The following is a 25,223-nucleotide window of genomic DNA, read 5'->3' on the forward strand; positions in this document are numbered from 1 at the left end:
CAAAGGGCTCGCCCTTTGGGAACCCCTGATTTCAGAGCGTGCCGGACGTGTCCGGCGCGGGCTCGGAGCCGCCCACCGGCACGGCGACGGGATGACCGTGGCGGGCGAGGTCTTCGCGGCCTTCCGCCAGAAGGGCGGCGGAGGCGGTCTCGATGCGCTCCTGCACCGTGTTCAGGAACTCGACGCGCGGCAGCCCCGGCGGGATCACCGGCAGGAACTCGATGACGGTGGTGCCGGGCATCCGCCGAAAGCCCCGGCGGCGCCAGTAGAGGCCGGTGTTGAGCGCCACCGGCAGGCAGGGCACGTTCAGCGCGGTGTAGAGGTGGGAGGCGCCCTGCTTGTAGGCGGGCGGGGCGCCGGCCGGGCGGCGGGTGCCCTCGGGGAAGATGATGAGCTGGCGCCCCTGGCCGATGGCCTCGATCGCCGCCGCGTTCATCGCCGCCATCACCCGGCTGCCCTTGGAGCGGTCGATCGGCACCATGCCGCCGCGGGCGAAGTACCAGCCGACCACCGGAACCCACATCAGCTCGCGCTTGAGCACGTAGGCGAAGTCGTCGAACGGGGTCGTCAGCGCCAGCGTCTCCAGGGCCGACTGGTGCTTGGCCGCGACCAGCAGCGGCCCCGGCGGGATGTTGTGCAGTCCTCGGAATTCGACCCGCGTGCCGCCGACCACCCGCAGCAGCCACAGGATCGTCCGGCCCCAGAACTGCGCCACCCGGATCACGCCCTTGCGCGAGACGAAGGCGGGCAGCCCCCCGATCGCGATCAATGCGGTCGCGACGTAGAAGCAGAGGTTGAAGGCGAGGGAGCGGAGGAGGAGCATCGGCGGTCCGGTGAGGCTGGCGCTCCTTTAGCTCGCGCGCCCGCGCTTGCCCACCGCCGCGTGTTTCGCCCCACCGCCGTCCCTCCGGGTTCCGCTTCGCGGCCCCGGAGTGACGGCGGAGAGTCGGATGGCCTCAATGCCCCTCGGCCAGCGTCCCGCGCTGGCGCGGGTCGGAAGCCCCGGCCAGCAGCCCGTCCTCGGCCATCACCGAGTTGGCCGAGCCCGAGCTCGATCCGACCTTCACCGGATGGCCCTTGGCCCGCAGCAGCGCCAGGGTGTCGGGCGAGACGCCTTCCTCGACCATCAGCATGTCGGGCTGCCACTGGTGATGGATGCGCGGCGCGGCGACGGCTTCCGCGAGGTTGAGGCGGAAATCCAGCACGTTGACGATCACCTGCAGCACCGTGGTGATGATGCGGCTGCCGCCGGGGCTGCCGGTGACGAGGTACAGCTTGCCGTCGCGAAAGACGAAGGTCGGCGTCATGGAGGAGAGCGGGCGGGCACCCGGCGCCACGGCGTTCGCCTCGCCGCCGACGAGGCCGTAGGCGTTGCGCGCGCCGGTCTTGGCGGAGAAGTCGTCCATCTCGTTGTTGAGCAGCACCCCCGTGCCCTCGGCCACCAGCCCGATCCCGTAGGAGAAGTTGAGGGTGTAGGTGTTCGACACCGCATTGCCCTCGGCGTCCACCACCGAGAAGTGCGTGGTCTGATCCGATTCGTAGGGCAGCGGATCGCCGGCCTTCACCTCCCCGGCGGGCCGGGCCCGCTCGGGGTCGATTTTTTCGCGCAAGGTTGCGGCGTAGGGCTTCGCCGTGAGGCCCGCGACCGGGACCTTGGTGCGCGACGGGTCCCCCAGCCACGTGGCGCGGTCGGCGTAGGCCGGCTTCATCGCCTCCGCCATGAGATGGAGCGCGCCCGCGCTGCCGGCGCCGAGTTTGGCCAGATCGTAGCCCTCCAGCACGTTGAGGATCTCGATGAGGTGGACCCCGCCGGAACTCGGCGGCGGCATCGAGACGATCTCGTAGCCGCGATAGGTGCCGCGCACCGGCTTTCGGATTTCCGGCCGGTAGGCGGCGAGGTCGGCCACCGTCATGATGCCGCCCGCGCCCTGCACCGCATCCGCGATCTTCTGGGCGATCGGACCCTCGTAGAACGCGTCCGGCCCGCGCTCGGCGATAGCCTTGAGGGTGTCGGCGAGGTCGGTCTGGCGCAGCGTCGCCCCGCGCGGCAGCACGTAGTCGCCCTCAAAGAAGATCTTTCGGCTCGACGGCCACGCCCCGAGCAGGCCCGAGGCCCGCGGCAGGGAATCGGCCAGCCCCGACTCGACCGGGATGCCCTCGCGGGCGAGCTTTTCGGCCGGGGCGATGAGGTCGGCCAGCGTCAGCTTGCCCGAGCCGTAGCGGCGATGCGCTTCGGCCAGTCCCCGCACCGTGCCGGGTACCCCGACCGCCTTGCCGCCGCGGGTCGAAGCCGCCTTGTCGGGCTCGCCCCTGGCGTCGAGGAACATGTCGGCGCTGGCCGCCCCCGGCGCGGTCTCGCGGTAGTCGATCGCCACGGTCTCGCGGTTTGCGGCGCGGTGCACCATCATGAAGCCGCCGCCACCGAGATTGCCCGCCCGCGGCAGGGTGACGGCGAGCGCGAAGCCCACCGCCACCGCGGCGTCGATGGCGTTGCCGCCCTTCTCCAGCACCGCGACGCCGACGCGGGTCGCCAGCGCCTCCTGCGACGAGACCATGCCGCGGGTCGCCAGCACCGGCAGCAGCCGCGCCGAATCCGCCTGGATCGGCGGCGGCTCGGGGGCGGTGGGGAGCGAGCCCGGCGTAACGTCCGGCTGCGCGCGGGCCGGGCCGGCGAGGACGAGGAGCGCGAGGGCGAGGCGAAGGCGGAGCGTCATGCCCGACGATGTAGCCCCCGCCCCGGTTGCGGCCAGCTATTGCCCGCTGATCGAGGGCCCGCCGGCCGCCCCGCCGGTGCCGGGCGGCCCGCTCGTCGGCGTCCCGCCGATCACCGCGCCGGGCGTCCCGCCGACGACCGCCGGCCGGTTCGGGGTGCCGGCGGTGCCGGGACCGGTAACGGGGGCGTCTCCGGTGGCGGATGCCTTCGGGCTCGGCGGGGAGGGAACGGCGGGCGTCCCTTCCCGTGGGACGGATTGCGCCAGGGCCGGCGCGGCCGAGAGACCGAGGGCGAGCGCCAGCGCGATCGGGAGAGGACGCATCGAGGGCCTGTGGGGTGCCAGCGCCGGAAGCGGCGGGTTCTGACGAACACCGGCCTTTGCCCAGAGTTCCTGTCGCTATCTGAAGACGGCTGGTTCTCCGAGCCCTCATCTAAGCCGGATCAAGCGCGGCCCCTCCCCCTTGCGGGGAGGGGTTCGGGGTGGGGGTCGCTCAGGATGAGGCGCAGCGGTGCCTCTTGAATTACCCCCACCTCCTACCTCCTCCCCGCAAGGGGGAGGAGGGGCGTCTCGTCCTGCTCGCAGGGAGGCGCGAAGGGAGGATGGGCGGCCCTCAGCGCCCGGTCGTCAGCAGAATCTTGCCCGAGTGGCTGCTCGTCTCCATCAGCTCGTGCGCCTTCCGCGCCTCTTCGAGCGGAAAGGTGGCGTGGACGATGGGGCGGATCTTTCCGGCCTCGACCAGCGGCCAGACCTCGCTCCTCACGCCCTCGGCGATGGTCGCCTTCGCCTCCTTCGACTGCGCCCGCAGGGTCGCCCCGGTGATGGTCAGGCGCTTGAGCATGATGGGCGTGAGCGTCAGGCTCTCGGCCTTGAAGCCCTGCATGAAGGCGATCTGGACGAGCCGGCCCTCGACGGCGAGCGAGGCGATGTTCTTCTGGAGGTAGGCCGCGCCCACCATGTCGAGGATCACGTCGACGCCCTTGCCGTCGGTGAGGCGCTTCACCGCCTCGGCGAAGTCGGCCTCGCGGTAGTTGATGGCGGCATCCGCTCCCAGCTCCTCGCAGAACCGGCACTTCTCGGCCGAGCCCGCCGTGGTGATCACGCGGGCGCCGTGCTGCTTGGCGATCTGGATCGCTGTCGAGCCGATGCCGCTCGATCCGCCGTGGACCAGGAAGGTCTCGCCCTTCTGCAACCGTCCGCGTTGGATGACGGTGGAATAGACGGTGAAGACGGTCTCGGGCAGGCCCGCCGCCTCGGTCAGCGAGAGGGAGGCCGGCTTCCTGAGCACTTGGCCCGCCTCGGCCACCGCGAATTCGGCGTAGCCGCCGCTGATGACCAGCGCGCAGACCTCGTCGCCCACCGAGAAGCCGGTGACGCCCTCGCCGAGCGCGGCGATGCGGCCGGCGATCTCCAGGCCGGGGATCTCGGTCGCACCCTTCGGCGGCGGGTAGCTGCCCTGGCGCTGCATGATGTCGGGGCGGTTGACACCCGCGGCCACCACCTCGACCAGCACCTGACCGGCTTCAGGCTTCGGCACCGGCGCCGTCTCCACCGCGATCACCTCCGGCCCGCCCGCGCCGCCGAAGCGGATCTGGCGCATGGTGTCGGGCGGGGACTGGGTCATCGGCGGGCTCCTGGGTCGCGCTTTTCGGGCTCCCTCGTCACATGGCGCAGCGGGCCCGCCCCGTCGAGGTTGCGCGGTGCCTCCCGTATCGAGCCGGGCAGGGATCGGGTCGTCGTCGCGCGCGAGACGGCCTCGGCCACGCCGCGTCCACTCTCCGTCCCGGCGAGGCCGGGCGTAAGCGGTCCGGAGCGCGGCGGTGCCCCGTGAAGTGGCCCGGCGGCGCGCCGTTCGGAGAACACCGAGCGCCGGATCGCCAGCGCCTCGCAACGACGGCGGGTCACGGCCTCGGGCGGAAGCCGAGTTACTCCGAGGCCGCGCCCGGCGTCGGAGCCGGCTCCGAGACGAGCGGCTGCGGGCCGTCATAGCCCTCGATCACCACGATGTCGGCCTCGGCGCCGCCCTTCTGCAGGGCGCGGGCGGATTGATAGAGGTCGGAGTGCCAGCACGCGAGCGCCGCCGCGTAGCTCGGGAACTCGACGATCACGTTGCGGGCCCGCGCCGTGCCGGTCACCGCCTCGTAGGCGCCGCCGCGCACGAGGAAGCGTCCGCCGAAGCGGGCGAAGGCGGCGCCGTTGGCGGAGGCATAGGCCTTGTAGGCCTCCGCGTCCTGCACATCGACCCGCACGATCCAGTAGCCCTTTGCCGTACCTTGGGCCATTCACGGTCCCTCCATCTCGGCGACGATTCCTTGCGCGACCGCGCGGGGGTCGTCGGCCCCGGTGATCGGGCGCCCGACCACGACGTGGTCGATGCCGGCATTGCGCGCCTGCCTCGGCGTCATCACCCGCTTCTGGTCGCTCAAGTCCGCATCGGCCGGGCGGATGCCCGGCGTGACGATGAGGCGCTCCGACCCCACGACACGGCGAACCGCTCCCGCCTCGATCGCCGAACAGACGATGCCGTCGATGCCGATGTCGCGGGCCTGGCCCGAGCGCCGCACCACCAGCTCGGCCACCGGCAGCGCGTAGCCGGCCTCCTGCGCATCCGCGTCGTCGTAGGAGGTCAGCACGGTGACCGCCAGGATCCTGAGGCCGTTGGCGCGCCCCTTCACGGCGGCCCGCATGGTCTGCGGATAGGCGTGCACCGTCAGGAAGGTCGCCCCGAGACCGGACACCGAGCGCACGCCCTCCTCGACGGTGTTGCCGATGTCGTGGAGCTTGAGATCGAGGAAGGTCTTCTTGCCCTGCTTGGCCAGCCGCTCGGCGAAGGCGAGGCCGTCCGCGTAGCCGAGCCGATAGCCGATCTTGTAGAAGGTCGCCGCATCGCCGATGCGTTCGACCAGCCGCTCGGCCGACGCCACGTCGGGCAGATCGAGGGCGACGATCAGGCGGTCGCGGGGGTCGGCGATGTCCGGCATCAGGCGCTCGACAATGAAGAACCGCGGGCAGCGATCCTCTCCCCGGGCGCGTCTGTCAACGCGGGGTCCGCGGCGCGCCCCATCACGGCGGCGACCTCCGCGCGCAGCACCGGCAGCAATTCCGCCTCGAACCAGGGGTTTTTCCGCAGCCAGCCGTTGTTGCGCCAGGACGGATGCGGCAGCGGCAGGATGCGGGGCCGCGACGACGCCTTCAGGATCTCGCGCCAGCGCGCCACCGTCTCGGTCAAGCCGCCGCGGCTCGGCCCGAGATGCCAGCCCTGCGCGTACCGCCCGATCACCAAGATCAGGTCGAGGGCGGGCAGGCCCGCGAGCAGCTCGGAGCGCCACGCGGGCGCGCATTCCCGCCGGGGCGGGCGGTCGCCGCCCTTGGCGTCGAGGCCGGGGAAGCAGGCGCCCATCGGCAGGATCGCGACCCGGGCGGAATCGTAGAACGCCGCCTCGGACAGGCCGAGCCACGCCCGCAGGCGCACGCCCGAGGGATCGCCGAACGGCACGCCGCTGCGATGCGCCCGGTTGCCCGGCGCCTGGCTCGCGATCAGCAGGCGGGCGCTGCCGCTCCCCTGCACCACCGGCCGCGGCTCGTGCGGCAGGGGCGCGCCGAAGCGGGGCGCGTCGCGGCAGATCCGGCAGGCGCGCAGGGCGGCGGCGCTCTGCGCGAAGTTTTTTTCGATGATGGGCGCGGAGGACATTCCTGCGAGACATGGGGCGGGAGAACCCGCCCCGCGATGCGTCATCCGCGCCCGTCTTCATTGATGTTCGAACCGCTGCCCGACGAACCGATCTCCGTTCCGTCGGACAGCGCCTCCGCCCTCACGCGATCAGGATGTCGGTGTGGTCGAGCGGCGTCCTGGCGTGGTTGTCCACCACGGCGAAGCGGATGGCCGCGAACGCCGTGCCGCTGCCGTCGGCGTCGTAGGACAGGTCGCCGGTGGAGTGGTCGTAGAGGATGCGGTCGTCGGCATCGACCGTCGCGCCGGCCACGCCCAGATCCTTGAACGCGCCCTCGGCGAGATGGCCCGGCGCCAGCGCCGAGAACACGCTCTTGGCGAGCCGGATCGCGTCGTCGGTGTGGGAGAAGTCGGCGATGCGGTCGATGTTGTCCGGGCCGAGCGTCGTGGCGAAAACGAACGTGTCGGCGCCCGCGCCGCCCTTCAGTAGGTCGTTGCCGAGCCGGCCGTCGAGCCGGTTGTCGCCCGCATTGCCGATGATCGTGTTGTCGAGGGCGTTGCCCACCAGCACGTAGCCGGCGGTTCCCGTCGATTTCGCGAGTTGCAGCGTCTCGATCGCCTGGCCGGTGCCGAGTTGGTAGGAGGTCGTCGCGACGACCGTGTCGCGGCCGCCGCCCGCCGCCTCCACCACCCGGTCGGCCTTGCTGTCGACGATGTAGGTGTCGTTGCCGCCCCGGCCGATCAGGGTGTCGGCCCCGCCCTGGCCGTCGAGGACGTTGACGCCGTTGTTGCCGATCAGCGTCTGCGCGAAGTCGTTGCCGGTCAGGTTCAGCGCCGCGTTCTTCGTCGAGGCGAGGAGTTGCAGGGTCTCGATCTCTTGCCCCGCCTGGAGCGTGTAGCTCGTGGAGGACAGCACCGTGTCGCTCCCGCCGCCCCGGCTCTCGAACACCTGATCGCCGGCATCGTCGACGAGGTAGGTGTCGTTGCCGCCGTAGCCGTACAGCGTGTCGGCCCCGCCCTTGCCGTCGAGGACATTGTCGCCGAACGTGCCGCGGATCGTCTGGGCGAATTCGTTGCCTGTGAGGTTGATCGCCGCGGTGCCAAAGTCGTCGCCGGATCGGAGATGCTCGATCTCCTGGCCGGCCTGGAGCGCGTAGCTCACCCTGGCCACGACGGTGTCGGTCCCCTGGCTGACATTCTCGAAAACGAAGTCACCGCCGTTGTCGACGATGTAGACATCGTTGCCCAGACCGCCCGAGAGCTGGTCCGCCCCCTTCCCGCCGTCGAGGCGGTCGTCGTAGGCCGATCCGAATATCGTGTCGGCGGCGGATGATCCGGTGATCGCGGCGCCCGAAGTCAGGACGCGCGCATCGACGGTCAGAGTGTTGTCACCACCGATCTTCGACTGGAAGTCGATCACCCCACCGTCACCGCGGAGAGAAAGATAGATGTTCTTGATGAGATCGTTTTTGAAGTAAATAGTCTGAAAAGAATTGAACTGGCCTATGGTTCCCGACGTACCGAGCGTCTTCAGCACCTCGATATTATTGAATGTGTATCCCTGCAAATCGATGTTCGACTCGACCGTATCGGTTCCCGTGCCGCCGTCGATGCGCCCGCGACCGGAACTGCTCGCATCGAGAACAAAGATGTCATCGCCGGCGTTGCCGTTCAGGAGGTCGATCCCCTCACTCGTCGTAAATATATCGCTTCCCTTGCCGCCTTCGATCTTGTCGTCATACTGTGATCCGAGGAAATAATCGTTATTGTTCGAGCCGGTAATGGTCACGCCGGACGTCGTCGATTCCGCGTGCATGGCGACTGAAAAACCGTCCGTCACCGATTTACTGAAATCGAGCGTTCCGCCGGCACCATCGATGAAGATATTTATCTTACTCGAAGCATCGTCGCTGTCGATGAACTTACTGAACGACCGGTACTGCTCCACCGTGCCGCGGTGACCGTAACCGTCCAGAATCTCGACGTTCTTGATCGTCGTATCGGTCAGACCGCCCAGCTGCAGGGTATCGATACCGTCACCGCCGTCGATCACCGCGCCGGTGTAAGTATATCCGCCCATCTTGAATGTGTCGTCGCCCTTGCCACCCGAGAGCCGGTCGGCTCCGCCGCTCTCGAAGAACGGATTGTCGGTGACGACGACGTCGTTGCCGTCGCCGCCGTCGATCGTGTCGGCGTCCGACGAGCGCGCCTCGATCACGTTGTCGCCAGCGTTGCCCTGGATGACGCTGCCCTTCTCGGAGCCATACACGCGGATCGGCGCATCGCCCACCAGGGTGAGGCGGGTCGCGTCGCCCTGAAGGTTGAGCGTGATCTGTTGAGCGGCCTTGCCGGCACCGACCGTCAGGTCGTCGGTTTCGGTCGTCACGTATTCCTGGGTCGAATAGGTGGTATCGGCGACGATGGTGTCGCCGGGCTTTGCTGCGTCTGTTGCTTCTTGGATCGTTTCGTAATCTTGCGGCACGCGAAGGACGGCCATGACGAATCTCCACACGTTTCTTGTGTGCCGATTGCTTCGGCATCACTTGTCACGCCCGCGTCGCGTGCGCGGTTCGACAGTCGAACCGCGCGCCCGCTCCAAGCGCGGCCGCGCACAGTGGTACAACGTGTGGCTTTTTCGGGGCTGACGCAGCAACCGTGTCGACGCGCCGTCCGGGCGCCTCAGCCGGCGCCGGGCGCGTCCTCGATGTAGAGTTCTTCCAGCAGAACCTTGATGATGGCGACCAGCGGCAGGGCCAGCGCCACGCCCCACAGGCCGAACAGCACGCCGAGGAGAAGCTGGCCGGCGAAGATCGTGGCCGCCGGCAGATCGAGGGCGCGGCGCTGGATGAAGGGGGTGAGGCCGTAGCTCTCCGCCGCCTGCACCGCGAGGTAGACGCCCGCGGCACCGAGCGCCCCGTTGAGGCCCGAGGCGAGGCTGCTGAGGATGATGATGGCGCCCGCGATCATCGGGCCGATGGTCGGCACGAAGGCCAGGAGCCCCGCCTGAAGCCCGAGGATCAGCGCGCCGCCGATGCCGAGGAATTCGAGCCCGCCCCAGGTCAGCAGAAAGATCGCCGCCATGGTGAGGAGCTGGCCGAACAGCCAGTGCCGCAGGGTCTCGCCCGATCCGTCGAGGACGCGGGCGCCCTTGTCGCGGTGGCGCGCCGGCACGAGGCGGAGCGCCCCGTTGCGGTAGCTGCCCGGATCGGCCGCGACGGCGATGCCGAGGAAGGCGATGACGAGGACGTTGCCCAGCGCGTTGAACAGCCCGAACACCACGGTCGCCGCCGGCCCGAGCACGCTGCCGGCATCCGACAGGAGCGAGCCGGGGCTCTTCAGGGCGCCCGAGGCGAGGCCGGCGAGCCCGCCCTGCTTCTGTCCCTTGTCGTCCTCCTTGTCCTCGCCCGGCTTCGGGGCGGAGGTCTCCGGCCCTTGCGAGAAATCGAGCTCGATGCCGTGATCCTTGAGCCAGGTCCGCACCGTCTCGGATTGCTGGCGCACGGTGGTGCCGAGGTCGCGCGCCTGGGCCGCCACCGTGGCGCCGCCGAAGGCGACGAGGGCCAGCGAGAGCGCAGCGAGCGCCAGCGTCGCGATCGTGAGCCGCAGGCCTCGCGGCAGCGGCAGCACGTGGCCGAGGCCCCGCGTCAGCCCGTCGAGGAAGACGGCGAACAGGATGCCGGAGAAGATCAGCAGCAGCGTCGCCGAGGCGGTCCAGGCGAGCCAGAGCGCGGCCGCGAAGGTGACCACCGCGATGCCGGCGGCCGTGAGCCGGCGCGGCCCGATGGAAGAGGAGGCGCTCATCGGGCTTTTTTCGCTTTCGAAGGATGCGTCGGGCATCAGGTCCAGGATTCGGCCGCAGCCTCGTCGGCCGCATTGGCCTCGACCCAGCCGCCGGTCGTGCCGTCGGCGAGGTGCTCGCGCTTCCAGAACGGGGCGCGGGTCTTGAGGTAGTCCATCAGGAAGTCGGCCGCAGCAAAAGCCGCCTTGCGGTGGGGCGCGGCGGTGATCACGAGCACGATGCCCTCGCCCGGCCGCACGAGGCCGTGGCGGTGGATCACCCGCACGGCCTGGACCGGCCAGCGGCCCCGCGCCGCCTCGACCACCCGGCCGATCTCGGCCTCGGCCATGCCGGGATAATGTTCGAGTTCCAGCGCGGCCAGCCGCCCGCCCTCGTCGCGGCAGAGGCCGGAGAAGGTCACGACGGCGCCCGCACGCCCCATCAGTTCCGCCTCGACCGAGGCGATCTCGGCGGCGGTGTCGAACGGCTCGGACTGGATGCTGACCGGATTCATGTCTGCTCGGAAACCGTCTCGGGCCGTGCCGGGTCCGGCGAGACACGTCTCGACTTAACCCCAGGCCCCGTGCGCCTATATGGCTCACCCGAGCCCGCGCGCCACGGCGCGCCGGACCTGCCAGCTGACGAGCCGCCCGTGACGCCCGACCTGATCCTGCCCTACGACGGCGTCCTGCCGGTCTTCGCCTCGCGGCCCGTCTGGTGCGGGCGCGGCAGCACCGTGATCGGCACCGCGACGCTGGGGGCCCAGGCCTGGCTCGGCGACGACAGCGTGATCCGCAGCGACGGGCAGGTCATCACCGCGGGCGAGCGCCTCTGGCTCGGGGCCCGCTCCACCGTCCACATCGCCACCGAATCGCTGCCGACCCATATCGGCGACCGCGTCACGGTCGGCCGCAACGCGGTGGTGCATGCCTGCACCGTCGGCTCGGACGTGGTGATCGAGGACGACGCGATCATCCTCGACGGCGCCTCTGTGGGCGACGGCGTGCTGATCGAGGCCGGCGCCACGATCTTTCCGCGCTCGACCTTGGAGGGCGGCTTCGCCTATGGCGGCAACCCGGCCAAGCAGTTGCGCCCGGTGACGCTCGAAGAAATCGCCGAGCGGGCCGAGCGCCTGCGCGAGGCCGCCGACGAGCGGCCCGCCGGGCCGGAGCCCGTCCCGCCGGAGGTGGAGGAGAGCGTGTTCGTGGCCCGTACGGCCCGGCTCTCCGGCCGCATCGCGCTCGGCGCGGGCGTCACCGTGCTGTTCTCCTGCGAACTCGCAGCGGAAGTCGGCCCGATCGTGATCGGCGCCGATACCAACATCCAGGACAACACCGTGATCCGCACCCGCGGCGAGGGCGTGGTGATCGGCCGCGACACCACCATCGGCCACAACGTCCGCATGAACGATTGCCGGATCGGCGCCCGCTCCCTCATCGGCATCGGCTCGGTGCTCGCACCCGGCACGGTGGTCGCCGACGACGTGATGCTGGCCGGCGGCTCGACCACCGATCCGGGCCAGTTGTTGGAAGGCGGCCACCTCTGGGGCGGGCGCCCGGCGCGCATCCTCGGGACGCTGGACCCGAAGAAGCGGGCACTGATGGCCCACATCGTCGAGGGCTATTGCCGGCACGGGCGGGAGTACCGGGCGTTGCAGGAGGCGGAGGGGTGAGCGATCGGATTCGACCGCCATGAGCGCTCACGCGGTTGCTCTGCAACGTAGCGGTCGTACGACACGGATAGCGCAGCTCTGGTGGCAGGACGCGGTGAGGCCCCAGGAGCGGCACCGACGATCTCGAAACGGCGTCTGCTCCGCATCGTGAGACGTTTCTCACACATCTCGACGATGCCTTCCGTCGCTATGGATATCCTGAAGGTCTCCCGGAGCGCTTGCGAGCCGCGGTGCGGGCGACGCCTCGCCACCGCTTCGTCCATCGCTTTCGCGCCAATTCCGATGGGCCGCTGCACGACCTTGATGCGGACCCGATCAGCCTGCTCCCTGTGGTCTATCACGGTCAGCCCCTGACTCATGTCGCTGCCGACGGCACGCCGTTGCCGTCGACCAACTCCGAAGCGGCCTACGTCCTCTGGCTCGTGGAGCGACTCGGAGTCGAACCGACACAGCAGATCCTCGAAATCGGGAGCGGGTCCGGTTGGCTGCTCGCCGTCATGGCTCACCTAGCCGGGCCGGAAGGGGCCGTGACCGGCATCGAGATCATACCGAGCCTCGCAGACCAATCCAGAGCAGACTTGGCCGAGCTGGGGCGTGGCAACGCACGGGTCTTGACCGCAGACGCGACATGCGAGCCGATCTCCGGTGCCCCGTTCGACCGGGTGATCATCACGGCCGCGACCTGGAGCCTTCCTGCCGCTTTCTTCGACCTCGTCGCCGAGGGCGGAAAGCTGCTCGTGCCCTTGCGTCTGCCTCGCGACGAGGGCTGCGAGGTGACGCTCCTTCGCCGCGAGAGCTGCGGCTTCAGGGCCGAATGGAGCTTCCCTGGCTTCTTCGTACCGCTCGTCGGTGCGAGCCAGAGCGCTGAAATCGCGCGCGTCCGCATTGACGAATGGACGGTTCAGGCGGGCATCGATGCCGAGCCAAGCCTGTCCTATCCATTTTGGTTCGCGAGCCTCGCCCCATCCCTGCCCGGAACGGCCTCTCCAGCGTTCCGTCGCCATCTGGCGATGACGGAGCCCGGCTTCACGATCTTCGAGCCGGCTGCCGCCCGTCCGGCAGCGGCGAAATGGCTGAGTGATTTCGGTCTCTTGGATGGAAAAGCTGGCTCGGCTGCGATCATGCGCGCCGGTCGCTTGATCGGTTACGGCGCGCCAACCGCAACACGACAGCTTCTCGAATCATATCGGCGATGGTGTGATCTGGGGATGCCTGGACCGACAGCGTACAAGCTTCAGGTCATCCCGACCGAGGCCACGGTGAGCAACGAAACCGCTGCACTGACGGAAGTACGCGGCGACAGCACCTTCATTCGCTCGATCGATGCGCATGCTGGCGCGTGGTGCAACCTCCTCGAACGAACATCAAGCTGATGGAATCGACCACTCGATGCGGAGCGGCCAGCGCGTCGGTGATGCTGCTGGATGGCAGCCCTCGGCCGCCTTGCCGGCTCTACCCGCACGCGATCTGATCGCACCGCCGCACCGCCGCGATCATGCGCGCCAGCGACTTCACGCCCGGATGCCCCAACATGCCGGTGTTGCCGAGCACGTAGGAGGGCGTCGCGGTGAGCCCGAGATTGGCCGCGACGTTCATGTGCGCGCGCAGCGCCTGGCGCACCTCCTCGCTGTCGGCGATGGCTTCGAGTTCCGCGCGGGGGACGCCGGTCCGGGCGCCGACATCGAGGGCCTTGAGGCCGTCGATCTGGCCCTTGGTGGCCAAAAGCTGGCCGTAGAAGGCGAAGGCCGCGGCCGAGCCGAGCTTGCGCTGGACCGCGAGCGAGACCTTTGCGGCCTGCGCCGACATCGGCGAGAGGATCGGGTTGTGGACGAGGCCGATGCGCAAGGCCGGGTCGGTCCCCGAGAGCGCGGTGACGTCGGCGGCGGCCTTGCGGCACCAGGGGCAGTTGTAGTCGAAGAATTCGTAGAGCGTGACCTCGGCGTCGCGCGGGCCGAGATAGGTGACGCCGCGCAGTTCCGGGATCTGGCCGGTGATCTCGCCCGGCAACCGCATGTTGGCGACCGGGCGCCCCTCGTCGTTCTCGACCTTGAAGAACTGGCCGTAGCTCTGCGCGGCGGCAGGCCCCGCCCAGGGACTCGCCGTGACGAGGCCGAGCGAGGCGGCGAGGAAGCGGCGGCGGTCGAGGCTCATGGCGCGAAACCCTGTCGGCGCGGCCGGCGAGGACCGCTCGCTGCGCGCCTTATCGGCCGAGCATGGTTGAAATTCGGCTTAAAAATCTCGCCCGCTGCCCTTGGGCAACGGGCGAGGCGCCCTTACGCCGCCTCCGCGGTCGCCGCCCGTTCCTTGGCGAGCTTGCCCACGCTCACCTGATCGACCTTGCCGGTGCCGAGCATCGGCAGAGCATCCAGCACCACCACCTCGGCCGGGACCGCGAGGTCGGGGGCGCCGCGGCCCTTGGCGAAGGTCTGGTAGGCGGCCCGCGTCGCGGCCTTGGCCTCCGTGAACAGGATCAGGCGCTCGCCCTTGCGGGCGTCGGGCACGGCGGCGACCGCGCTCGGAGCGTCCGGCCAGAGTTCGGCGGCCAGCGCCTCGACGCCGGCCAGCGACACCATCTCGCCCGCGATCTTGGCGAAGCGCTTGGCCCGGCCCTTGATCGTCACGAAGCCCTCGGTGTCGAGGGCGACGATGTCGCCGGTGTCGTGCCAGCCGTCCACGGGGGGCTCCAGCACGCCGGGTTTTTCGGCCTTGAGGTAACCCAACATGATGTTGGGGCCGCGCACCGAGAGCCGCCCGCCCTCGTCGATGCCGGGGACCGGCTCGAGCCGCGATTCGATGCCCGGCAGCAGCCGGCCGACCGTGCCGAAGCGGTTGAACATCGGCGTGTTGAGCGCCAGCACCGGCCCGCACTCGGTGACGCCATACCCTTCGAGGATGCGCAGGCCGAACTTTTCCGCCCAGGTCTTGCGGGTCGTCTGCTTCACCGGCTCGGCCCCGGCCACGACGTAGCGGAGACTCCGCAGGTCGTAGGAATGGGCCATCTTGGCGTAGCCGGTGAGGAAGGTGTCGGTGCCGAATAGGACGGTGGCGTTCGAGCCGTAGATGAGCTCGGGCACGATCCGGTAGTGCAGCGGCGAGGGGTAGAGGTAGACCGGCACGCCGGAGACCAGCGGCAGCACCAGCCCCGCCGTCAGCCCGAAGGCGTGGAAGACGGGCAGCACGTTGAACACCTTGTCGCGCGGACCGAAATCGATGCGGGCGGCGACCTGGGCGGTGTTGGCGAGCATCGCCCGGTTGGCCAGCACCACGCCCTTCGGCGTGCCCTCGCTGCCGGAGGTGAACAGGATCGCGGCCGGGTCGCTTCCCTTTCGGGCGACGAGCGGTCGACGGGGGCTGAGGAAACCCTTGAGCTTGTCAGCCGTGCCGACGCTCCCGCGCACGTCCTCCAGATAGATCAGGCGGACGCTCTCCTTGATCCCGTCGATCAGGGCGCCGAGGCGGCCCTTCTCGATGAAGGCGCGCGACGTGAGGATGGTGTCGACCTCCGCCGCCTTGCAGGCCGAGAGCACCGCGGCCGGGCCGGCGGAGAAGTTGATCATCGCCGGCACGCGGCCGGCGCTCGCCAGCGCGAAGAAGGTGACGGCCGCGCCGTTGGCGTTGGGCAGCATCAGCCCGACGGGCTTTTTGCTGTCCGGCAGCAGGGTCTGGAGTTTGCGGGCGAGGATGTTGGCGCCCATCACGAGGCGCGCATAGCTCATCGTGCCCGAGACCGGGTCTTCCAGCGCCGTGCGCCGCCAGCCGTGATCGCGGCCCGCCTCGATCAGGGCGGAAAAGACGCCGCGCTCGATGTCGGCGGTCTCGAACACGAGGTCCGACATGATGTCGTAGAGGGCGGCGCCCGCGGCGCGGCGGCGGTTCTTGCCCTTGAGCGCCGGATCGACCGTGAGCCGCACCGGCGGCATGATGGTGACGGTGATCTTGGGCCACCACGCCCGCCGCACCTGATCGCGCTTCAATCGCGAAAAAATGGTGCGCTCCGGGCCGTCGATCTTCACCGGCACCACCATGGCGCCGGACTTGTCGGCGATCAGCCCCGCGCCGTCATAGACCTTCATCAGGCTGCCCGTGACGGTGAGACGGCCTTCCGGAAAGATGATCAGCGTCTCGCCGGACTTGACCGCGTTGATCAGCGTGCGGGTGGCGAGCGGGCGGGTCGGATCGAGCGGCATCGCCTTGGCGACGCTGAGGAACGGCTTCACCCACCAGCGCTGGGCGATGCCGTGGTCGATGGCGAAGACCGGGTCCTGGTCGAGCAGCGACAGCGCCAGCGGCGCGTCGAGGAACGAGACGTGGTTGAGCGCGACGATGGCGTTCGGGCCGGCCTTCTCGACGTTCTCCAGCCCCTTCACCTCCAGGCGGTAGACCGCGCGGAACAGGATCGAGAGCGCGTCGCGCAGCGGGTTCGTCGGCAGGGTCTTCAGGATGACGACGCCGACGACGAGGTTGAGCACCGCCACCAGCGCCAGGAGCTGCGCCATCGACAGGCCGGCGGCCTGGAGCGCGGCGAGCGCGAGCGTGCCGCCGACCATGAAGGCGGCGGTGAGCACGTTGACCGCGCCGATGACGCGGGCGCGCTTGGCCTTCTCGGTCCAGGCCTGCACCGCGGCAAACGACGGCACGACGTAGAGCCCGCCCGCGGTGGCGAGCCCGGCGAAGTCGATGGCGATGCGCAGGCCCGACGCGCTGGTGATGAAGTCGAGAGCGCCGATCGGCGCGTCCCCATGCGGGGGCACGTGCGAGACCGCCCAGGCGAGATCGAGTCCGAACAAGCCCATCAGCACCGCGCCGACCGGCGTCGGCAGCAGCACGATCCGGCCGCTGGCGAGCCACGAGGCCAGCCCCGAGCCGACCGCGATGCCGATGGAGAAGATCGCCAGCAGCGTCGTGGCGACGATCTCGGTGCCGTTGAGCGTCTGGCGCACGAGGGTGGGCAGCAGCGAGAGCACGACGACGCCCACCAGCCAGAACCAGCTGACGATCACCGAACCGCGCCACAGCCGGGTGTCGGCCCAGAGGTCCTTCAGGAGGTCGGCGGTGGAGCGGGCGATGTTGGGATCGACCCTGAGATCGGGCGCGCCCTCGCCGGTCTTGGGGATCGCGCGCGCCGCGAGCCAGCACAGCACCGCCATGCCCATCAGCCCGGCGCCGAGGCCCAGGGCGTGGCCGCCCATCGCCATGGCGAGACCCGCCGTGATGGTGCCGAGGAGGATCGCCAGGAAGGTCGCGGCCTCGACCAGCGCGTTGCCCGCGGTCAGTTCCTCGCGCTTCAGGTGGTCGGGCAGGATGCCGTACTTGATCGGCCCGAACAGCGCCGCGATGATCCCGAACAGGCCGAGCGCGCCGAACAGCAGCGGCACCGAGTGCAGCCAGAAGCCCAGCACCGAGAGCAGGGCGGCGAAGATTTCCGCGAATTTCAGGCGCTTGGCGAGCAGCGCCTTGTCGTAGCGGTCGGCGAGCTGACCGCCGAGGCCCGACAGGATGAAGAACGGGCCGACGAACACCGCGCTCGCCAGCGTCACCAGCACGCTGCCGCTCTCCCCGCTCTCGGCGTTCACCTGGAACAGGATCAGCAGCGCGAGCGCATTCTTGAGGAAGTTGTCGTTGAACGCGGAGAAGAACTGGCACCAGAACAGCGGCGCGAAGCGCCGCGTCGTCATCAGCGTGCGGAACATCGTGGTCTCCCGGCTTGCGGCATGACTGCCCGCCGACGGGCGGTGCGTCAAATCCTGCCTTTGCACGGTGTTCAAATTATCCGTCAGGCATCGGCCCGCAAGCTTGATTTTGCACGACGTGCAATCTATCGCCGCGAAGCGTGCGAGCCCGCACGTTTCTTTTCGGACTTCCCACCCACCCCCTCATCCTGAGGGAGGGCTCCAGTTCGCGCGCGATCCCTGGAGCCCACCTTCGAGGCCGCTACGCGGCACCTCAGGATGAGGAGAGTGGGTGGGAGGGGCCTTGCCGACGAGCCGCCCCGACCACGATGCAGGACCAACCGGCACCGCCGCCCCGCAAAAAAGCCGCCCGCAGCAGCGGACCGCGGGGGGAGCACGACCGCGACGGCTTCGTCGCGCTGGTGGCGGGCGCCGCCGAGAGCCTCGTGCGCCACGAGGGGTTTCGCGCGCTCGGGATGCGGCGACTCGCCGGCGCCATCGGCTACGCGCCGAACTCGATCTACAACGCGGTCGGCGACCTCGATCAGGTGGTGCTGCGGGTCAACGCCCGCACGCTGGAGCGCCTGCACGGGGCGCTGGCGGCCGCGACCGATCCCGGCCGCCCGGCGCGGGAGAACGCGCTGGCGTTGGCGGATGCCTATCTCGTGTTCGTGGCCGCCGATCCGCGGGTGTGGAGCCTGCTGTTCGAGCATCTGGCCGCGCCCGACCAGCCGTTTCCGGATTGGTACGCGGCGGCTTTGGCCCGCCCGGTCGGCCTCGTCGATGCGGCGCTGGTGCCGCTGATCGCCGATGCGGGCGAGCGGCGCCGGGCGGTGGCGGCGTTGTGGGCGGCGCTCCACGGGCTCGCCTCGCTCTCGACCTCGGGCAAGCTCGCGGTGCTGACGCCCGACGCGCCGCGGGAGCTGGCGCGGCTGCTGGTGGGGCGGTTTCTGGGATAGGCGCGCCGCGAAAAAACCCTCCCCCCTCTGCGGGGGAGGGTGCCCGCGGAGCGGGCGGGAGAGGGGAGCGACGGTGCCGCTTGGCCGCGCTCACCGAGAACTCTCGGGAAACGTCGCTCCCCTCACCCGACCCGCTTCGCGGGCCACCCTCTCCCGCGGAGGGGAGAGGGTTGTGCGGTGGCGGCCTTCAGCGATGGGCGAAGACCGGTATAGAGGCCGCAACGCTGCCGTCCGCACGGATTTATTGATGACCCCTCCCCCCGTCCCGACCCTCCACCACTTCGAATCCGTCGCCGAGCGCTACGACCTGATCCTCTGCGACGTCTGGGGCGTGCTGCATGACGGGCGCCACGCGCATGTCGCGGCGGGCGAGGCGCTGATCCGGTTTCGCGCGTTGCCGGGGCGGCGCGTGATCCTCGTCTCGAACGCGCCGCGCCCCTGGCCGGGCGTTCAAAAGATCCTCGACGGCTACGGCGTGCCGCGGGAGGCCTACGACGCGATCCTCACCTCCGGCGACCTGACCCGGCGGCTGATCGCCGAGCATCCGGGCGAGCGGGTGCATCACCTAGGCCCGGAGCGCGACGCGCCGATCTTCGAGGGGCTCGACCTGACGCTGGTGCCGGGCGAGGCTGCGCAGCGCGTCGTCTGCACCGGCCTGTTCGACGACGACACCGAGACGGCGGACGACTACCGCGACACCCTGGCCGCGTTTCGCGAAAGGAACGTGCCGATGATCTGCGCCAACCCCGACCTCGTGGTCGAGCGCGACAAGAAGCTCATCCCCTGCGCCGGCCTGATCGCCCAGGCCTACGAGGCGATCGGCGGCGACGTGGTCTATGCCGGCAAGCCGTACCGGCCGGTCTACGAGACGGCGCTGAAGATGGCGGGCGAACTCGCGGGCGGCCCGGCGCCCGCCATCGCCCGCACGGTGGCGGTGGGTGACGCGATCCGCACCGACATCGCGGGGGCGGCCGCCTACGGCATCCCCTCGATCCTGGTGGCGCGGGGCATCCACGCAGAGGAACTCGGCGTCACCGCCGACCACCACAGCCTCGGAGATATCGCCGATTGGCTCAGCCGACAGCCGGTGCGGCCCGATGCCGTGATCGAGCGTCTGGTCTGGTAGCCGGAATTATCCCTGCGCAGTCAAAAGCCTGTCCCCCGGCCTTTCCACAGGTCGCCAACCGGGCGAGCGGTTGCTATGGGGGCCGGGATCCAAGCGGGACCCGAAACCCATGACGAGACCGGAGGCAGGCGGCCCCAGCGGGGCGGAGGCCGTGCGGCACGAGCGGCTGCGGGCGCACTTCGCGGCCTGCGGCTACGTGCCGGCCTCGCCGCCGGTGCTGCAGCCGGTGGAGCCGTTCCTCGAACTCTCAGGGGAAGACATCCGCCGCCGCATCTTCGTGACCCAGGATTCCGCCGGGGCCGAACTCTGCCTGCGGCCGGAATTCACGATTCCGGTCTGCCGCCTGCACCAGGCGACGCGGCCCGGCGAGGCCGCCGATTACAGCTATCTCGGCCCCGTCTTCCGGCTCGCGGCGGGTGAGCCCGACGAGTTCGTCCAGGGCGGCATCGAGTCGATCGGGCGCACCGACACGCCCGCCGCCGATGCCGAGGTGATCGGGCTGGCGCTGGAAGGGCTCGACCTCCTCGGCCGCACCGAGACCGCCGTGCGGCTGGGCGACATGGGCCTGACCCACGCCTTCCTCGACGCCCTCGCCGTGCCGCCGGTCGCCAAGCGCCGGACGCTCAGGGCCATTGCCGCCGGCCGGCCGCTCGCGGATGTGGCCAACAGCGCGCAGACCGAGGACCCGCATGCGGGCCTGCTCGCGGCGATCCAGGGCCAGGATGCCGGCGCCGTGCGCGGCTTCGTCGAGGACGTGCTGTCGATCGCCGGCATCTCGCAGGTCGGCGGGCGCAGCGCCGGGGCCATCGCCGAGCGGTTTCTCGCCCGCGCGGCGGCGCAGGCGCAGGGCGGGGCGGGGCTCAACCCGGGGAACCGCGACCTGATCGAGCGCTACTGCGCGATCACCGGCGATCCCGACACGGCTGCGGTCTCCGTGCGCGCGCTGGCCCGCGAGGCGGGGCTGGAGCACGCGGGGCTGGACGCCGCGCTGAGCCTCTTCGAGGAGCGCACCGGCTTCATGGCGGCGCGCGGGCTCCCCATCGAGCGGTTCCGCTTCTCCGGCGGCTTCGCCCGCAATCTCGATTACTACACCGGCTTCATCTTCGAGGTGACCGCCGAGACCGGCGGCCCGACGCTCGTCGGCGGCGGGCGCTACGACGGCCTGTTGCAGCAGCTCGGCAGCCCCGTGCCGCTGCCGGCGGTCGGCTGCGCCTTCTGGCTGTCCCGGTGCGCTGAGGGAGCGTCTGTATGAGCGATCAGCCCCTGGTGCTGGCCGTGCCCTCCAAGGGCCGGCTGCAGGAGAATGCCAGCGCCTTCTTCTCCCGTGCGGGGCTCAAGCTCGTGCAGAAGGCGGGCGGGCGCGAGTATCGCGGGACGCTGGCGGGCGTGCCCGGCGTCGAGGTGCGCTACCTCTCGGCCTCCGAGATCGCGGGCCAACTCGCCAGCGGCGCGGCCCATCTCGGCGTCACCGGCGAGGACCTGATCCGCGAGACGCTGCCCGATCCGTCGGCGAGCGTCGAACTGCTGACGCCGCTCGGCTTCGGCCATGCCAGCGTGGTCGTGGCGGTGCCCCAGGCCTGGATCGACGTGCGCGCCATGAGCGACCTCGACGAGGTGGCGAGCGAAATGCGCCTGCGCCAGGGCAAGCGGCTGCGCATCGCCACCAAATACGTCAACCTGACCCGCCGCTTCTTCGCCGAGGCCGGCATCGCCGATTACCGCATCGTCGAGAGCCTAGGGGCCACCGAGGGCGCGCCTGCGTCCGGCTCGGCGGAGATCATCGTCGACATCACCACCACCGGCACCACGCTCGCGGCGAATGCGCTCAAGATCCTCGACGACGGGGTGATGCTGCGCTCGGAGGCCAATCTGGTCGCCTCGCTGAAGGCGCAGTGGGGCGAGACCGCGCGGGGGGCACTCCGCACCGTGCTCGGCCGCATCGCCGCGGAGGAGCGCGCCCGCACGACGCGGGAGGTGCGCGCGGGCCTGCCCGAATCCGGCGCCATCGATCTGGCCTCGCTCGCGGCGCTCCACGAGGCCGAGCTGCCCTACGGCGCGCCGCGCGGCCCCGACGGCGAGATCGTGCTGCGCTGCCCGGCGGATGGGGTGTTCGACCTCTCCGACGCCCTGGTGCAGGCCGGGGCGCGGGCGGTGACCGTGCGGCGGATCGACTACGCGTTCCAGGCGGAGAACCCGCTGGCGGAGCGGCTGCTGGCGCGGTTGTGAGAGGTACTTGCGGCCTCTCTGGAAGCCCCAGCTTCCCGGTGCTATATTGTCGTTCGTGAGCGACACGGTGACACTCTGCCTGCCGTAGCACTGTCGTCTCATCGATGGCAGGAGCGCAATGCGGGGTTCCGGCAGGCCCCGCCTCACAGCGTTAGGGGGCTTCGGCCCCCTTTCGTGTTTCAAGATGTGGGCGGATTACCGGGAAGGGCTTGCGTTGCTCGCGCTTGAGATCGCGATCCCGCATGATCAAGAACGAGAGCAGATATATCTCATCGCCACTCTGAGTGGCTTTCAAATAGACACGAAAATTTTGATACGGCTCTACGTTGTGGGTGTAGAGAACAATGGCAGATCGTGGGCTGTCTTGCCGATATTCGCCCATAACAAGGGCATTTCTTACGTACCTGTACGCACTTATCGGTAATTCGCGATGATGCTTGAGCTGTTTTCTAATCGTATCGGCGGATAAGAGAACCGTTGTTACATTTGCGCTGAGTGAGCGCGCAATCGGAGGAGAAATTTCAGTGATAGCAAGCGAGTGATGGTACGTGCCGGTGTGTAAACCCAGCAAATGCTCAAAGTCCATACAAGCTCGTGGTGGCGGCGCAAAGCTGTAACTTGATACATGAAATCAATCGGAGCGCGCAAACACTGAATGAAGGCTTCAGGCAGGCGCTATTGCCCGCCCTGCTTGGCGAACTCCGACAGCACACTGCGAAGAATCTTCAGCCGGCTCTCGTAGGCCGCGGTGAGGCACGCCACGTCCGCACCGCAGGCGCGGCGGTCGGTGAGCCACGTCTCCTGGTCGTCCTGCATCTTGGTGCGGTTGCCCATCGGCAGCAGGTCTTTGAGGATGTCGAAGCGCACGCCCATCTCGACGTCGAGATCGTTGAGGGCGCGGGTGTCGCAGACCGCCCGCTCGTCCGGCGTCTCGGCCTTGGCGCAGGGAAAGCTCGCGGCCGCGGCGGGGCCGGCGGCGGCGAGGCTCAGGGCGAGGGCGAGGGCGAGGATCGGCGCGCGCATCGGACAGGGCTCCCCGCGCGGCCGAACGGCCACGCTCGTCCTCCCAACACGCAAGCCCGTTCAGGGTGCCGGCCGGCCGAAAAGAATCACGACCACGGCTTCACGATCGCCAGGATGACGATGAGGATCATCAGGAGCGTCGGCACCTCGTTGATGATCCGGTAGAAGCGCTGGCTGCGGGTGTTGCGGTCGGCGGCGAAGTCCTTGACCGCGCGGGACAGGAAGCCGTGGACGCCGCTCATGGCCACCACCAGGGCGAACTTCGCCTGCAGCCAGGGCGAGGCGTAGAAGCCGCTGGCCCACGCCAGCCACAGGCCGAGCCCCCAGGTGACGATCAGGGCGGGCGTCATGATCGCCTTGAGCAGGCGCCGCTCCATCACCTTGAAGGTCTCGGACTGCACCCGCGAGCCCGCCGGCAGGCCGGCGTGATAGACGAACAGCCGCGGCAGGTAGAGCATCGCGGCCATCCAGGCGATTACCGCCACGACGTGGAAGGCCTTGATCCAGAGGTACAGGTTTTCGCTCACCGGCCGAAGGACTCCTCGAAACGCGAAAAAATCAGCGGCCGGCCCTGAGACGGGCGAGCATCCGCTCGACATGGGCGACCGGCGTCTGCGGGGTGATGCCGTGGCCGAGGTTGAAGATGTGCGGCAGCCCCGCCGTCGCCGCCAGGATCGCGTCCACCTCGGCGTCGAGCTTGTCGCCGCCCTCGATCAGCGTCTCGGGATGCAGGTTGCCTTGCGTCACGGTGGTGGCGGGCACGCGCTGGCGGAGCGCGGCGAGATCCACGCCCCAATCGACCCCGACGGCGTCGGCCCCGGTCTCCGGCACGACGCGGGCGTGGCCGTCGAGCCCCGAGCCGCGGGCGAACACGATGATTTTCGCGTTCGGCACCTCAGCCCTGATCCCCGAGATCATGCGGGCGATCGGCCCGAGGGAGAAGCGCTTGAGCGCGTCGCCCTCAGCGGAATCGGGCAGCACGCCGGCATGCGACTCGAAGATCTGCACCGCGTCCACGCCCGCGCGGAACTGGCGCACGAGATACTCGGTCTGGACCGTGACCAGCCGGTCGAGCAGCGCGTCGAGCAAGGCCGGATCGGAGGCAGCCAGCGCCCGGGCCGGGGCGAGGTCGGGCGTGCCGCGCCCGCCGATCATGTAGCTCGCCACCGTCCAGGGCGCGCCGCAGAAGCCGAGCAGCGTGGTCTCGTGGGGCAACCCAGCCCGGATGCGCTCCACCGCCTCGAAAACCGGCGCAAGGTGGGTGAAGATCGCGGGGTCGCCGGCCTCGCGCAGGCGCTCGAACTGGGCGCGGCCCTCCAGCGCGTCGAGGCGCGGCCCTTCCCCTTCGACGAAGCGCACGTCCTGCCCGAGCGCGTGGGGCACCACGAGGATGTCGGAGAACAGGATCGAGGCCTCGAAGCCGAAGCGGCGGATCGGCTGGAGCGTCACCTCGGTGGCGAAGGCCGGATTGTAGCAGAGGTCGAGGAAGGAGCCGGCTTCCGCCCGCGTCGCCCGGTATTCCGGCAGGTAGCGGCCGGCTTGGCGCATCATCCAGGCGGGCGGCGGCGAGACCGCCTCGCCGGAGAGCACGCGCAGCACCGGCCTGTCCATCGTCGCGTCCGCCATGCCGTCTCCCGCCCCGCTCGGTCGCCTTGGTCGGGTGCCGGCGAGGTCGCGACCGCGCCGTCCCCAACCCGGCCCCTCTTAAAGAAAGAGAGATTCTAGACTCTCTGTTTTTTCTCTTGGACGTTGGATCGTGATGCCGCAAGCGCGTCCACAGGCCCTCCCCACAGCGGCGGCGTTAATCGGCTCTTAACGGATTGCCTCTAATCTCCCGGATAGGCCAAGCTTGCCAGGAGCTTGTGCGACGGCGCACGTCCGCCTGCGGCCGACGGTCCCGGATTCTCCCATCGGGCCGATTTCGGCAAGGCGCTTCGGACGCCGTGTTGAGGGCGGAGTCGATAAGAACCCGCCCACTCCGGGACCGAGCGTTTCGAGAGCCGGCTTATCCCCATCCATCGACTCCCGCCGGGCGGGCTGGGGATGAAGGGGCGGTTCGAAACCAGCAAGTCGTTCGAAACACTGAAACTTTCCGCGACTTCATCACTCTGCCAGCTCCCCTTGCCGTCATTCCGGGGCGCCGCAGGCGAACCCGGAACCCACCCGTGATGCGCGGCTTCACGGGGCGTCGCGGCCCGTCGTGGATCCCGGGTTCCGCCGCGCGGCCCCGGGATGACGGTGGTGGGGTGCATCGGCAGGCTTCGAACCCGCACAAGGAGCCCCGTCGAAACCGTCCGGCTTCCCTGCGGGCGCGCGCGCCTCTAAGCATCGGCGAGGCGGGCGGCGTTCGCGCGGCCCTGATGCGTCATCGAAAGCCGATCTTCTCAGC

The 25,223-nt window shown here is 69.8% G+C and carries 22 protein-coding genes; 6 read left to right on the forward strand and 16 right to left on the reverse strand.

The genetic code is table 11. The annotated features are described in order from the left end of the window. Window positions 1-31 precede the first annotated feature (31 nt). From HNR00_RS03050 to HNR00_RS03095, 10 genes are all read right to left on the reverse strand, one after another. Window positions 32-823, reverse strand: coding sequence for a lysophospholipid acyltransferase family protein (locus HNR00_RS03050; protein WP_183564699.1), 792 nt, complete (start codon window positions 821-823; stop codon window positions 32-34). A 133-nt stretch (window positions 824-956) separates the two neighbouring features. Beyond that, window positions 957-2,714, reverse strand: coding sequence for a gamma-glutamyltransferase (gene ggt, locus HNR00_RS03055; protein WP_183564702.1), 1,758 nt, complete (start codon window positions 2,712-2,714; stop codon window positions 957-959). Between the two features lie 36 nt (window positions 2,715-2,750). Beyond that, complete coding sequence (locus tag HNR00_RS03060) at window positions 2,751-3,035, reverse strand: hypothetical protein (protein WP_183564705.1); 285 nt, start codon at window positions 3,033-3,035, stop codon at window positions 2,751-2,753. A gap of 289 nt (window positions 3,036-3,324) precedes the next feature. After that, on the reverse strand, window positions 3,325-4,335 hold the full coding sequence (locus tag HNR00_RS03065) for an NAD(P)H-quinone oxidoreductase (protein ID WP_183564708.1): 1,011 nt from the start codon (window positions 4,333-4,335) through the stop codon (window positions 3,325-3,327). Window positions 4,336-4,636: 301 nt separating this feature from the next. Continuing rightward, the gene (locus tag HNR00_RS03070; protein ID WP_183564711.1) at window positions 4,637-4,993 is read right to left on the reverse strand and encodes a DUF1330 domain-containing protein; all 357 of its coding nucleotides are present in this window, start codon (window positions 4,991-4,993) and stop codon (window positions 4,637-4,639) included. Next, window positions 4,994-5,692 carry an orotidine-5'-phosphate decarboxylase gene (pyrF, locus tag HNR00_RS03075; protein WP_183564714.1) on the reverse strand — a complete coding sequence of 233 codons (699 nt, stop codon included), beginning with the start codon at window positions 5,690-5,692 and terminating at the stop codon, window positions 4,994-4,996. Further along, on the reverse strand, window positions 5,692-6,402 hold the full coding sequence (locus HNR00_RS03080) for a uracil-DNA glycosylase family protein (protein WP_183564717.1): 711 nt from the start codon (window positions 6,400-6,402) through the stop codon (window positions 5,692-5,694). Before HNR00_RS03080 ends, pyrF begins: the two co-directional genes overlap by 1 nt. A gap of 121 nt (window positions 6,403-6,523) precedes the next feature. After that, window positions 6,524-8,878, reverse strand: coding sequence for a calcium-binding protein (locus HNR00_RS03085; protein ID WP_183564720.1), 2,355 nt, complete (start codon window positions 8,876-8,878; stop codon window positions 6,524-6,526). Between the two features lie 182 nt (window positions 8,879-9,060). Further along, window positions 9,061-10,182 carry an AI-2E family transporter gene (locus HNR00_RS03090; RefSeq protein WP_183564724.1) on the reverse strand — a complete coding sequence of 374 codons (1,122 nt, stop codon included), beginning with the start codon at window positions 10,180-10,182 and terminating at the stop codon, window positions 9,061-9,063. A 35-nt stretch (window positions 10,183-10,217) separates the two neighbouring features. After that, window positions 10,218-10,673 carry a molybdenum cofactor biosynthesis protein MoaE gene (locus HNR00_RS03095; protein WP_183564727.1) on the reverse strand — a complete coding sequence of 152 codons (456 nt, stop codon included), beginning with the start codon at window positions 10,671-10,673 and terminating at the stop codon, window positions 10,218-10,220. A gap of 138 nt (window positions 10,674-10,811) precedes the next feature. Here HNR00_RS03095 and HNR00_RS03100 point away from each other — a divergent pair, with 138 nt between their 5' ends. Further along, entirely contained in the window at window positions 10,812-11,831 is a 1,020-nt protein-coding gene (locus tag HNR00_RS03100) for a gamma carbonic anhydrase family protein (protein WP_183564730.1), read from the forward strand. A 218-nt stretch (window positions 11,832-12,049) separates the two neighbouring features. Further along, a complete protein-coding gene (locus HNR00_RS03105) occupies window positions 12,050-13,204 on the forward strand; it encodes a protein-L-isoaspartate O-methyltransferase family protein (RefSeq protein WP_183564734.1) in 1,155 nt (384 codons plus the stop codon). A 79-nt stretch (window positions 13,205-13,283) separates the two neighbouring features. Here HNR00_RS03105 and HNR00_RS03110 read toward each other — a convergent pair whose 3' ends face one another. Together HNR00_RS03110 and HNR00_RS03115 are read right to left on the reverse strand one after the other, a co-directional pair. After that, window positions 13,284-13,982 carry a DsbA family protein gene (locus HNR00_RS03110; protein WP_183564737.1) on the reverse strand — a complete coding sequence of 233 codons (699 nt, stop codon included), beginning with the start codon at window positions 13,980-13,982 and terminating at the stop codon, window positions 13,284-13,286. Between the two features lie 122 nt (window positions 13,983-14,104). Further along, window positions 14,105-17,521: an acyl-[ACP]--phospholipid O-acyltransferase gene (locus HNR00_RS03115; protein WP_183564740.1), complete on the reverse strand. Its 3,417-nt coding sequence runs from the start codon at window positions 17,519-17,521 to the stop codon at window positions 14,105-14,107. A 308-nt stretch (window positions 17,522-17,829) separates the two neighbouring features. Between HNR00_RS03115 and HNR00_RS03120 the strand changes: the two genes are divergently transcribed. The 4 genes from HNR00_RS03120 to hisG all read left to right on the forward strand — a co-directional run bounded on the left by HNR00_RS03120 (window position 17,830) and on the right by hisG (window position 21,811). Then, window positions 17,830-18,459, forward strand: a complete 630-nt coding sequence (locus HNR00_RS03120) for a TetR/AcrR family transcriptional regulator (protein WP_183564743.1) — start codon at window positions 17,830-17,832, stop codon at window positions 18,457-18,459. 247 nt (window positions 18,460-18,706) lie between these two features. Then, a complete protein-coding gene (locus HNR00_RS03125) occupies window positions 18,707-19,585 on the forward strand; it encodes a TIGR01459 family HAD-type hydrolase (protein WP_183564746.1) in 879 nt (292 codons plus the stop codon). Window positions 19,586-19,694: 109 nt separating this feature from the next. Next, window positions 19,695-20,837 carry an ATP phosphoribosyltransferase regulatory subunit gene (locus HNR00_RS03130; RefSeq protein ID WP_183564749.1) on the forward strand — a complete coding sequence of 381 codons (1,143 nt, stop codon included), beginning with the start codon at window positions 19,695-19,697 and terminating at the stop codon, window positions 20,835-20,837. Beyond that, entirely contained in the window at window positions 20,834-21,811 is a 978-nt protein-coding gene (gene hisG, locus HNR00_RS03135; protein WP_183564752.1) for an ATP phosphoribosyltransferase, read from the forward strand. The genes HNR00_RS03130 and hisG overlap by 4 nt, the downstream gene beginning before the upstream one ends. A 151-nt stretch (window positions 21,812-21,962) precedes the next feature. On the opposite strand, the gene HNR00_RS03140 is transcribed toward hisG, so the two are convergent. The 4 genes from HNR00_RS03140 to hemE all read right to left on the reverse strand — a co-directional run bounded on the left by HNR00_RS03140 (window position 21,963) and on the right by hemE (window position 24,460). Then, complete coding sequence (locus HNR00_RS03140) at window positions 21,963-22,397, reverse strand: hypothetical protein (RefSeq protein WP_183564755.1); 435 nt, start codon at window positions 22,395-22,397, stop codon at window positions 21,963-21,965. An 89-nt stretch (window positions 22,398-22,486) separates the two neighbouring features. Beyond that, window positions 22,487-22,834: a lysozyme inhibitor LprI family protein gene (locus tag HNR00_RS03145; RefSeq protein ID WP_183564758.1), complete on the reverse strand. Its 348-nt coding sequence runs from the start codon at window positions 22,832-22,834 to the stop codon at window positions 22,487-22,489. An 86-nt stretch (window positions 22,835-22,920) separates the two neighbouring features. Beyond that, window positions 22,921-23,361 (reverse strand): protoporphyrinogen oxidase HemJ, encoded by a 441-nt coding sequence (gene hemJ / locus HNR00_RS03150; protein WP_183564761.1) that lies wholly within the window; start codon window positions 23,359-23,361, stop codon window positions 22,921-22,923. A gap of 31 nt (window positions 23,362-23,392) precedes the next feature. Continuing rightward, the gene (gene hemE, locus HNR00_RS03155) at window positions 23,393-24,460 is read right to left on the reverse strand and encodes a uroporphyrinogen decarboxylase (RefSeq protein WP_183564764.1); all 1,068 of its coding nucleotides are present in this window, start codon (window positions 24,458-24,460) and stop codon (window positions 23,393-23,395) included. Window positions 24,461-25,223 lie beyond the last annotated feature (763 nt).

Origin of the sequence: Methylorubrum rhodinum (assembly GCF_014199935.1) — a bacterium.
Classification (GTDB): Bacteria; Pseudomonadota; Alphaproteobacteria; order Rhizobiales; family Beijerinckiaceae; genus Methylobacterium; species Methylobacterium rhodinum.

Coding starts and splice junctions, on each gene's coding strand:
- HNR00_RS03050 (WP_183564699.1), bottom strand. CDS start 823: ATGCTCCTCCTCCGCTCCCTCGCCTTCAACCTCTGCTTCTACGTCGCG.
- ggt (WP_183564702.1), bottom strand. CDS start 2,714: ATGACGCTCCGCCTTCGCCTCGCCCTCGCGCTCCTCGTCCTCGCCGGC.
- HNR00_RS03060 (WP_183564705.1), bottom strand. CDS start 3,035: ATGCGTCCTCTCCCGATCGCGCTGGCGCTCGCCCTCGGTCTCTCGGCC.
- HNR00_RS03065 (WP_183564708.1), bottom strand. CDS start 4,335: ATGACCCAGTCCCCGCCCGACACCATGCGCCAGATCCGCTTCGGCGGC.
- HNR00_RS03070 (WP_183564711.1), bottom strand. CDS start 4,993: ATGGCCCAAGGTACGGCAAAGGGCTACTGGATCGTGCGGGTCGATGTG.
- pyrF (WP_183564714.1), bottom strand. CDS start 5,692: ATGCCGGACATCGCCGACCCCCGCGACCGCCTGATCGTCGCCCTCGAT.
- HNR00_RS03080 (WP_183564717.1), bottom strand. CDS start 6,402: ATGTCCTCCGCGCCCATCATCGAAAAAAACTTCGCGCAGAGCGCCGCC.
- HNR00_RS03085 (WP_183564720.1), bottom strand. CDS start 8,878: ATGGCCGTCCTTCGCGTGCCGCAAGATTACGAAACGATCCAAGAAGCA.
- HNR00_RS03090 (WP_183564724.1), bottom strand. CDS start 10,182: ATGAGCGCCTCCTCTTCCATCGGGCCGCGCCGGCTCACGGCCGCCGGC.
- HNR00_RS03095 (WP_183564727.1), bottom strand. CDS start 10,673: ATGAATCCGGTCAGCATCCAGTCCGAGCCGTTCGACACCGCCGCCGAG.
- HNR00_RS03110 (WP_183564737.1), bottom strand. CDS start 13,982: ATGAGCCTCGACCGCCGCCGCTTCCTCGCCGCCTCGCTCGGCCTCGTC.
- HNR00_RS03115 (WP_183564740.1), bottom strand. CDS start 17,521: ATGTTCCGCACGCTGATGACGACGCGGCGCTTCGCGCCGCTGTTCTGG.
- HNR00_RS03120 (WP_183564743.1), top strand. CDS start 17,830: ATGCAGGACCAACCGGCACCGCCGCCCCGCAAAAAAGCCGCCCGCAGC.
- HNR00_RS03125 (WP_183564746.1), top strand. CDS start 18,707: ATGACCCCTCCCCCCGTCCCGACCCTCCACCACTTCGAATCCGTCGCC.
- HNR00_RS03130 (WP_183564749.1), top strand. CDS start 19,695: ATGACGAGACCGGAGGCAGGCGGCCCCAGCGGGGCGGAGGCCGTGCGG.
- hisG (WP_183564752.1), top strand. CDS start 20,834: ATGAGCGATCAGCCCCTGGTGCTGGCCGTGCCCTCCAAGGGCCGGCTG.
- HNR00_RS03140 (WP_183564755.1), bottom strand. CDS start 22,397: ATGGACTTTGAGCATTTGCTGGGTTTACACACCGGCACGTACCATCAC.
- HNR00_RS03145 (WP_183564758.1), bottom strand. CDS start 22,834: ATGCGCGCGCCGATCCTCGCCCTCGCCCTCGCCCTGAGCCTCGCCGCC.
- hemE (WP_183564764.1), bottom strand. CDS start 24,460: ATGGCGGACGCGACGATGGACAGGCCGGTGCTGCGCGTGCTCTCCGGC.